Annotated in this window: 14 protein-coding genes; all 14 read left to right on the top strand. The window is 42.4% G+C overall.

All coding sequences use genetic code 11. The annotated features are described in order from the left end of the window. On the top strand, nucleotides 1-624 hold a 624-nt coding region (locus Ga0466249_RS25465; protein WP_215832308.1), incomplete at its 5' end, for a hypothetical protein. Continuing rightward, complete coding sequence (locus Ga0466249_RS25460) at nucleotides 621-1,208, top strand: host-nuclease inhibitor Gam family protein (RefSeq protein WP_215832307.1); 588 nt, start codon at nucleotides 621-623, stop codon at nucleotides 1,206-1,208. The genes Ga0466249_RS25465 and Ga0466249_RS25460, both read left to right, overlap by 4 nt. A 3-nt stretch (nucleotides 1,209-1,211) precedes the next feature. After that, the gene (locus Ga0466249_RS25455) at nucleotides 1,212-1,487 is read left to right on the top strand and encodes a hypothetical protein (protein WP_215832306.1); all 276 of its coding nucleotides are present in this window, start codon (nucleotides 1,212-1,214) and stop codon (nucleotides 1,485-1,487) included. Nucleotides 1,488-1,489: 2 nt separating this feature from the next. Then, nucleotides 1,490-2,497, top strand: coding sequence for an AAA family ATPase (locus Ga0466249_RS25450; protein WP_215832305.1), 1,008 nt, complete (start codon nucleotides 1,490-1,492; stop codon nucleotides 2,495-2,497). A 3-nt stretch (nucleotides 2,498-2,500) separates the two neighbouring features. Then, nucleotides 2,501-3,085 (top strand): single-stranded DNA-binding protein, encoded by a 585-nt coding sequence (locus Ga0466249_RS25445; protein ID WP_215832304.1) that lies wholly within the window; start codon nucleotides 2,501-2,503, stop codon nucleotides 3,083-3,085. Nucleotides 3,086-3,154: 69 nt separating this feature from the next. Beyond that, a complete protein-coding gene (locus Ga0466249_RS25440; RefSeq protein WP_215832303.1) occupies nucleotides 3,155-4,534 on the top strand; it encodes a DEAD/DEAH box helicase in 1,380 nt (459 codons plus the stop codon). A gap of 5 nt (nucleotides 4,535-4,539) precedes the next feature. After that, nucleotides 4,540-4,722, top strand: coding sequence for a hypothetical protein (locus Ga0466249_RS25435; protein WP_215832302.1), 183 nt, complete (start codon nucleotides 4,540-4,542; stop codon nucleotides 4,720-4,722). Continuing rightward, nucleotides 4,722-5,006: a LysM peptidoglycan-binding domain-containing protein gene (locus tag Ga0466249_RS25430; protein ID WP_246589056.1), complete on the top strand. Its 285-nt coding sequence runs from the start codon at nucleotides 4,722-4,724 to the stop codon at nucleotides 5,004-5,006. Before Ga0466249_RS25435 ends, Ga0466249_RS25430 begins: the two co-directional genes overlap by 1 nt. 1 nt (nucleotide 5,007) lies before the next feature. Further along, complete coding sequence (locus Ga0466249_RS25425; RefSeq protein ID WP_215832301.1) at nucleotides 5,008-5,169, top strand: hypothetical protein; 162 nt, start codon at nucleotides 5,008-5,010, stop codon at nucleotides 5,167-5,169. Then, on the top strand, nucleotides 5,170-6,198 hold the full coding sequence (locus Ga0466249_RS25420) for a DNA-methyltransferase (protein WP_215832300.1): 1,029 nt from the start codon (nucleotides 5,170-5,172) through the stop codon (nucleotides 6,196-6,198). 186 nt (nucleotides 6,199-6,384) lie between these two features. Continuing rightward, the gene (locus Ga0466249_RS25415; RefSeq protein WP_215832299.1) at nucleotides 6,385-7,131 is read left to right on the top strand and encodes a DNA cytosine methyltransferase; all 747 of its coding nucleotides are present in this window, start codon (nucleotides 6,385-6,387) and stop codon (nucleotides 7,129-7,131) included. A gap of 290 nt (nucleotides 7,132-7,421) precedes the next feature. After that, nucleotides 7,422-8,048: a regulator of G-protein signaling domain-containing protein gene (locus Ga0466249_RS25410; protein ID WP_215832298.1), complete on the top strand. Its 627-nt coding sequence runs from the start codon at nucleotides 7,422-7,424 to the stop codon at nucleotides 8,046-8,048. Next, complete coding sequence (locus Ga0466249_RS25405) at nucleotides 8,045-8,464, top strand: YopX family protein (protein WP_215832297.1); 420 nt, start codon at nucleotides 8,045-8,047, stop codon at nucleotides 8,462-8,464. The genes Ga0466249_RS25410 and Ga0466249_RS25405 overlap by 4 nt, the downstream gene beginning before the upstream one ends. Beyond that, nucleotides 8,461-8,694, top strand: coding sequence for a hypothetical protein (locus Ga0466249_RS25400; protein ID WP_215832296.1), 234 nt, complete (start codon nucleotides 8,461-8,463; stop codon nucleotides 8,692-8,694). The genes Ga0466249_RS25405 and Ga0466249_RS25400 overlap by 4 nt, the downstream gene beginning before the upstream one ends. Nucleotides 8,695-8,907: the final 213 nt, after the last annotated feature.

Below are 8,907 nucleotides of genomic sequence, written 5' to 3'. Positions count from 1 at the left end.
TTGCGTCCAGAGTATGTCGGTAAGTTCTCTATTCAGTCGGCATGGATCAAGAGAACAGCTAAAATAACAACCACACGTAAAGCCATAGTCACAGAAATCGAAAATTTATTAAGCCAGCAAAAGAACGATGATGAAGCCGAACAATTACGGCAGCAGCGCACAGAAATGATCCGGCAACTGTGCGAGGTACACTCTCAGTCTGCTGGACTCAAAACGCCGCTGTTGCCGTGTGACGTTGGCCATTTAGTAGCGGAAGCGCCACTTCCAGAGATATCGGGAATCATCATCCAGGCGTGCCATGATCGGTTGAATTTAGAACAGAAGGCGGCGAGAGAGGCAGCAGCGGTGACAGAACCGCCATTGCCACCGACGCAACCGAGTTTTCAGTCAGGGCCACCACTATTGCCTCCTGCACCGTCGAGCTTTCAATCAGGACCACCGCTAATGCCTGAATTTGTTCCTGTTCCACCGCCACCAATGCCACCTGTGATGCCGTCAACGTGGGACGTTGTACTGAAATTACCAGGGATTACAATTCCACAGGCTAATGGATTTAAAGCGTATCTTGCCAGCAATGGTATGAGCTACGAAGTTATTAGCCAGGAGCCAAGGGGGAATAGATGATGTCAGATGATAAGGAACTTACGGAAAGTCTTGATGAATTTTTAGATTCGCAAGTCATGGATGCGAAAGAACCTCAAAAAAATCAATTTGTAATTGATAACGATGAAAAGGCCGATTGGGCAATACGTCACATTGTTGAATGCCAGCGCAAAAATGAGAGAGTTAAACAATTTGCTCAAAAGCGAATCGAGCTCATAAATAAGTGGCGTGGAATCGTTGAAGATCAAAATAATCGGTCCATTGAATTTTTAATTAGACTGCTACGGCCTTACGCTGAACAGCAGCTTGTTGGTAAGACAAAAACCGTGTCACTGCCCAGTGGTAATGCGAGTTTTCATAAAGTTAATCCGGAATTCTTCATTTCCGGTGAAAAGATTAGCGGCAAAAATAAAACACTGACTGAACGCGTGGAACAACTTGCGCCTGAATTAATTATTACAGAGAAATCAACTGATTGGACTGAATTTAAAAATACGTTGACAGTTATGGAAGACGGGCGAGTAATCAGCGCTACTGGTGAAATTCTAGACTTTATTGAAGCAATTGAATATCCAGATTCGTTGACAGTAAAGGAGCGTAAATAATATATGAAATCACGGTATTTATTAAATCAGGGTGATTTACATCAATTAGGTGTACAAAGTTTGTTCCTACGCCGAAATGGATTTGATATCGAGCAGGTTGACGTATTTTCAGCTGTTGAAACCGAAGATGAATATAACGAAGCGATTGCGCTGTTTTATCAGAATAGAGTGGAGGGCTGGTGGAATTACAGAGACGAGCTCATTAAATACAGAATTTGCACAGAAGATGAATTTAAAAAAGCTTTGCAAGAGTCGGTTGAAAGAAAGAGGCGTGAATAATCATGGCAATGCGTAAAGCAACACGAACAAAAGCAAAATTGCGTCTAGGCATATCGGGGCCTGCTGGTGGAGGGAAAACATTCGGATCACTGCTGGTGGCTTATGGTATTACGTCCGATTGGAATAAAATCTGCGTTATTGACACTGAAAATCACAGCGGGGAGTTATATGCCAACTATAACAAAAGCGGTATTGAAATTGGTGAATTTAATTATATTGAAATTGTTTCGCCTTATACACCTGAAAAATATATAGCAGCTATCCACGAAGCGGAGGATGCTGGAATCGAATGCATTATTATTGACAGCTTGACTCATGCGTGGTCAGGTGAAGGCGGCTTACTGGATAAAAAAGGTCAACTTGAAAAGAAATCAGGAGTCAACAGTTGGACGGCATGGCGAGATATTACTCCTATGCATAATCGCCTGGTTGATTCTATTCTGAATAGCAAAACCCATATGATAGCCACGTTACGGGCAAAAATGGAAACGATTCAAGAAAAAGACGATCACGGAAAAACAATTATTCGCAAGATTGGTATGAATCCTATTCAACGGGATGGCATGGAATATGAGTTTACAACATTTATCGATATTGACCAGAATCATCAGGCAACTACTAGCAAAGACCGTACATCATTATTTGATGGAAAAGTGTTTTCCCTTGGATTTGATGTGGGTAAACAATTGCTTGGCTGGCTTGAAACCGGCATTGATCGGCCAGTACAGCCGCAACAACCAGTAAACGGGTATCCCATGCAAGGACAGCAGCAAGTAGTGCAAACTGTTCAGCCACAACAACCCGCTTACGGATTCCCTAAATATGAACAAGAGATTGTTTATTACATGACAGCTGTATGGGGGAATTTACAAAACTTTGACATTGTTGGTTATATTCAACGAAGCCCTAAGTTTGGCGGTAGGGCACCAGCACAGCTTACTGTCGAGGAATGTTTTGCTTTAATGAATGAGTTTAAGAGTTATGCACAACAAAAAACAGGAGGTCAATAACATATGAATAGCATTGTAATTTCAGGACGGTTTACAGATAATCCAGAATCAAAAACAACTCAAGACGGTAAAGCAATTGCACATTTTAATTTAGCTGACAATTATGGACAAGACAAGGTTAGTTTTTTTCGATGCTCAGCATTTGGGAAAACGGCTGAACTAATTTTAAGTTCTTGTCAGAAAGGTCATAAGTTAGTTATTTCAGGCCGTATGGAAGAACAGCAATGGACCGATAACACTGGTCAAAAACAACGGGCTTGGCAATGTAATGTAAATACGATTGATTTTGTTGAACCGAAAGGTTCCGCTCCACAAACAACAACAGCGGCTAATACTGGTTATGGAACGCCACCTGCACCTCAAGGATACGGCGCACCTCCAGCGCCAAACCCTGCCCCAACTGGTCCACAGTACGCAGCTCCACCAGTTGCACAGCCTCCTGCGGCAGCACCGCAAATTCAATTTGATCCGCAGGGAAACCAGTGGCAAGTTATTAACGGTGCTTGGCAAATGATTAAACCTGCTGCACCACCAACCGCTCCTGGTGCGATGACATTTCCACCAGCTGGATCGAATACACCGTTTTAATAAAACAACACATTGCCCGTCTGATTGGATTTGGACGGGCTACCTTTTACCCATTTAGAGGTGATTTTAGTGTTTGAACTTAGACCTTATCAAGAAATGCTAATCGATGGCTGTCGGATAGAATTTCAAAACAACCTTAAACGGACTTGTATAGTCGCGCCATGTGGAGCAGGCAAGACAATAATTATGGCATGGATGAGTGCACAGGCAAGGTTAAAAGGTAATCGTACATTGTTCGTGGTTCACAGGAAAGAGCTCATTGATCAATCATCAAAAACATTTAACAAATTAAATATTCCGCACGGAATTATTGCACCTGGTTATCCATCAGCGTTGAATGAACCTATTCAGATCGGCAGTATTCAAACGGTAGTCAGGCGAATTGAACGCATACCAAAACCACAGCTGATCATCCTTGATGAAGCTCACCATGCTACGGCAGCAACGTGGAGAAAATTACTTGCAGCATATCCTGATGCCATGGTTGTTGGATTAACAGCCACACCAGCGCGAATGGGTGGCCAAGGATTGGGCGATATATTTGAATCTCTCATTATGGGGCCAAGCGTCAAAGAGTTAGTTGCTGCTGGAAATCTATCACCCTACCGTTATTATGCACCGCCTGTCGCAGCTGATTTGGATGGGCTGAAAGTGGTCTACGGAGATTTTAAGCAGTCAGACGTTTCTATGAGAATGGACAAGTCCGAAATCATTGGTGACTTGATTAAGAAATATCAAGAATTGGCGCCAGGGGCGAGAGCCGTTTGTTATTGTTCCAGCGTAGCACATAGCCAACACACGGCAGAAATGTTTCGTCAAGCAGGTATTCCAGCACTTCACATTGACGGTGAAACGCCTACTATAACCCGTGACGCGGCAATCAATGAGTTTAAAAATGGCAGTATTAAAATAATCTGTAATGTTGATTTGATTAGCGAGGGTTTTGATGTTCCTGCCATGGAGGCCGTTATATTGGCCAGGCCAACACAGTCATTGACATTATTTATTCAGCAATCAATGAGAGCCATGCGGCGAGACGATAACAATCCCGATAAAGTGGCCGTCATAATTGATCATGTTGGAAATGTCTATAGGCACGGTTTGCCTGATGAAGATCGTTCATGGTCTCTTGAGGGGAAGAAGAAAAAGCCCACAGAAAAACGCGAGTTTCCTATGAAGATATGTCCAAAATGTTTTGGAGCTCACAGGCCTGCACCTGAATGCCCATATTGCCATCACGTTTATAAAGTCGAACAGAAAGCTGAAATTGAACAGCGTGATGGTGAACTGGCTGAAGTAATTGAGTTGGAGAAGAAACGCAAAAAAGAAGAAGTCCGGAAGGCTAGAAACGTGGTGACTTTGGAGCAGATTGCTATGCAGAGGGGATATGCACCCGGCTGGATTGTAAAGCAATGTGAATTAAAAAGAATACCATTTGGAAGGAAATGAGTGTTTTGGAGATATCTGTACTCATTGGAGCAAGAACAGAGCATGAGAAAAAACAACGTAGGGAAGAAGTTTGCCAGGCGCAAAATTTTGACGAACTCAAGAAAATAGCCGTTCGACACGGCTATACCAACAGTTGGATTTGTAAAATGTGCGAACTGAAGCGAATACCGTTTGGAGGTCAAGAATAATGCGTTTTATTAGAAACACGGTTACAGCCGTTATGAAAATAGCAGTACTGCTGGTAATTGTAGTTACGCAATGTGGTTATACATTTGTGACGGAAACGTACACCGTAACTACCACAGACACGTTGCAGTCGATTGCAGAACGTTTTATCACGAAGAATACCGGAACTGTCCGGAAGATTGATGAGTTTGAAGAGGGGATCCGCGAACTGAATTTTGATGTGATCGGAAATGGGGACGTACGGAAGGGTGAAACATTGAAAATCACTTACTGGGAGGCTGATTGAAATGGCAGGACGTAAAGGATATGCAGTAGTACGGTGTAGCTGCGGAGCGGATCGGGCCAGGTGGGAGCATTGGAACAGGCAACAGGGTAAGAAGAAGAAAGAGGAAGATAGGCAAGTCGGGATATTTGCGGCGATGCTGAAAAAGATGGAGGCGAGGACGTGAGTGAAGACCATAGATATTCAAATCATTAACGATGATTGTATCCGGGCATTGCGTAGATTGTCTGCTAAAAGTATTCATTGCTGCGTAACATCGCCGCCGTATTGGGGATTACGTGATTATGGTGTTGTCGGTCAGATGGGGCTTGAAGAAACACCGGAAGAGTATATAGCGAAAATGGTTCAGGCATTTCGAGAAGTATGGCGAGTACTGCGGGATGATGGAACGCTGTGGCTGAATCTTGGAGATAGTTACGCTACTGGAACAAAAGCAGAACGCCAACAAAGCAAAAACCCCGGAGTAGGGGCAAACAATCTCGCTGCGCAAAACAGTGTTCGCCGTATTGGAACCCCAAAAGGGTTAAAAACAAAGGACCTTGTTGGTATTCCGTGGATGGTAGCGTTTGCACTTCGTGCTGATGGTTGGTATTTGAGGTCAGACATCATATGGGCAAAATCAAACCCAATGCCTGAGAGCGTTACAGATCGACCAACAAAAGCACATGAGTATATATTCTTGCTGAGTAAGTCAGCAAATTATTATTACGATGCGGAAGCAATTGCCGAACCTGTGACAAAAAGCACTGTAAAAAGGCTAAACCAAGATGTTGAACATCAAATTGGATCAGCTAGGGTGCTGGACAAAACCAACGGGAATATGAAAGCAGTTGCACCTAGATTTGGAGGAAATAAATATACTCGAGATCCTGATGCCTTTTATAGAACAAAGTCAGGAAATATTTATGAATATCACGATAAGCGCAACAAACGCACAGTCTGGACCGTAGCGACTAAGCCATACAAAGAAGCGCATTTTGCTACGTATCCGCCTGAATTGATTGAGCCTTGTATATTGGCAGGTTGCCCAGTTGGCGGTATTGTATTAGATCCGTTCGTGGGATCAGGGACCACGCTGGAAGTTGCGGCGAAGCTAGGTCGGAATTCCGTTGGGATAGAGTTGAATCCCGATTATATAAATCTGATTGAGAAGCGGGTAAAGCCATATAGGGAGCAAGGAATATTGTTTGCATGATTTTAAAACAACTCAAACAAAGGAGGCGTGAACGTTGGGTAACACTAATCAGAAGCGTTGTGGATCATGTCAATATTCAAAAGTAATATCCCCAAATGGTAGAATAAAATATTGTCTAATCCATAAAGAACAAGTTTCAGCAGGACGTACTGCTTGCGAAAAACATAAACGGCAGGGGGCGTGAACGTGGCACTAAAAATGTTCAGCCTCTTCAGCGGCATAGGCGGTATAGATTTGGCAGCGCAATGGGCCGGGATTGAGACAGTAGCCTTTTGTGAAAAAAATCCATTTTGTCAGAAGGTACTAGAAAAGCATTGGCCCGATGTTCCGATATTTGAAGATATACGAAAGCTTAACAAGGAGGTGCTAGAAAATGCAGGAATCAGCGGAATTGACATTGTGGCCGGCGGATATCCTTGCCAACCATACAGTCTTACCGGGGAGCGAAAAGGCGAAGAAGATGACCGTGCACTCTGGCCTTATATGCGCGACCTTATACAAGAAGTCAGGCCCACTTGGGTTATTGGTGAGAATGTTACTGGGCACGTATCCTTGGGGCTCGATAGTGTGTTATCTGACTTGGAAAATATCAATTACGCCGCGCAACCATTTATTATTCCAGCTGCAGGCGTCGGTGCCAGACATATACGAGAAAGAGTTTTTACTGTTGCCAACACCAATAGCTTCGGACTACAGGGGGGGAAGAACGATAGAAGCATCCAAGAGGGTTGGCAGAAACGAAAGAAACAACTTCAGGGATTATTGCAGGCAGATATACGGGTGGACGTATCCACATCCAGAGTTTATGGAAAACCTAATGGGATTCCCAGCAGGGTGGACAGATGTAAGTCAGTAGGCAACGCAGTTAATCCTTATCAGATATATCCGATATTAGCGGCAATAGTTGAAATAGAAAAAGCCAGGACCTGCTAGGCCTTGGATGAAGAAGTAATAGCGCTTATATAATGCCTTGAAAATCGGCTTTTATGCATGGAAAAGCCAGAGCTATATATCTGGTAAGAAAATAGCTCTGGCAATTCATTAGGAAAATGGACAGGTTTTCCGTTTATATGATGTCCGAAGGTAACAATATTATACATGGAAAAGCCAGAGCCCACCTGACCAGGTAACTCTGGCAATCCATAGGTAAATACGGAGTGGCTAGCGGGCACTAGCCATTTATAGAATACCCGAAGATAAAAATATTATGTGGAGGGGTTAACATGAGTAGAAGTAGTTTATGGGTTATGGATAAAAATTTTAATGGTGAAGAGTTAAAGGAGTTTTCTAATTCATGGTGGTTTGCACCTGTAGCTTGGGACATTTTGCTTAATAAATATATTCCTAGTAAACCATGGGAAGAAAAAAAGCATTACGTAACCGCGGCAATGTTTGATGATAAATTATTTAATAAATTAAACGAAAAAATTAACGAGTCAGACACTCAAGAGGATAGGATACTTTGGGAAGCTGGCAATCAACAAGTTTTCTTCACTAAAGATAAAGAATTTGTGGCTGAGTGCATTACTAGGTTTTTAACAACAAACTCTGAATTAGCAACTGATTTAGGCGGTCATATTTACACCAGATTTGCCGAAGTCGCGGCTGAAATACGACAGCTTGACGAAAAACAATATCCGTATTTTATACTGAAAAATACTAGCTGTGATGACAATGTTGAATTTTGGTTTGATAAATACAATGATGAAACAGAAGAATGTGAACCTTGCACATTGAAAGATTGGGATAAATTTTTAACCGAATTTGTAGTTATTGAAAGCGATAAGATAGTCAACTTTATCAGCAATGTTGATTATTTCGGGGATAAAGCGGCAGGTGAGCAATCATGAGGAAGCATAAATTCAGGGCGTGGGACGAAGAAAATAAAGTTATGATTCCTTGGGATCAATTGAAATTTGATAAAGACCCATCAGAAGAAATAGTCGTGTATCGACAGGTCAGTGCTGGTGAATGGGAAGGAATAGAACCAGAACTGATGGAGTATACGGGCCTAAAGGATAAAAACGGCGCGGAAGGCTGCCAAGATGATATTTTGGATACTCACGTAGGCAAAGCGGTTATAAAGCTTGGGAAATATGGTGGTACAGGAGATATTGAGCATTATAACGTCGGATTTTATGTTGATTTTTTGGATCGTTTTACAAATAGTGCATACCGCCATGAGCTTGGATATTGGTTGCCGCAATCGGTTATTATCGGCAACATCCACGACAATCCCGAACTGCTGGCAGGTAAGCAATCATGAAAACATATGAGTTAAGCAATAACGAGTTAAGAACAAAATATATTGTTGGATTAACAGCTTTAATTCTTGGAGCACTGTTTAACTTTGCTGAGACTTGGTATTTCGGGTGGAATATGACAGCAAAATCCCCAGCAGAAATGATCTGCGATTATATTTCTGAAATTATGATGATTAGTGGTTTTTTGATAGTTATTTATGTAAATGTATTTGGAAAGCGTGGACAATCATGATTCCCTGTTGGGTAGCAATACTGGCGCTGTTTGTGGGATCAACTGTTGGATGCATTATTATGGCGATTTTTGCAGCTAGACGTGATGATTGCGACGGTTGTCTGTTGATTGAAAAATTGATTGATGAGGAGGACAAAAAATGATACCTGGATTAATTGTAAATGAGATAAGCAAAGACCTCAAATCGTCAGCAATGCCATCACCAATGGTCCA

The sequence above is a fragment of the Pelorhabdus rhamnosifermentans genome (genome assembly GCF_018835585.1).
GTDB classification, from domain to species: domain Bacteria; phylum Bacillota; class Negativicutes; order UMGS1260; family UMGS1260; genus Pelorhabdus; species Pelorhabdus rhamnosifermentans.
Note: the sequence above shows the minus strand (reverse complement) of the source record. Positions and strands in the feature narration are given on the sequence as shown.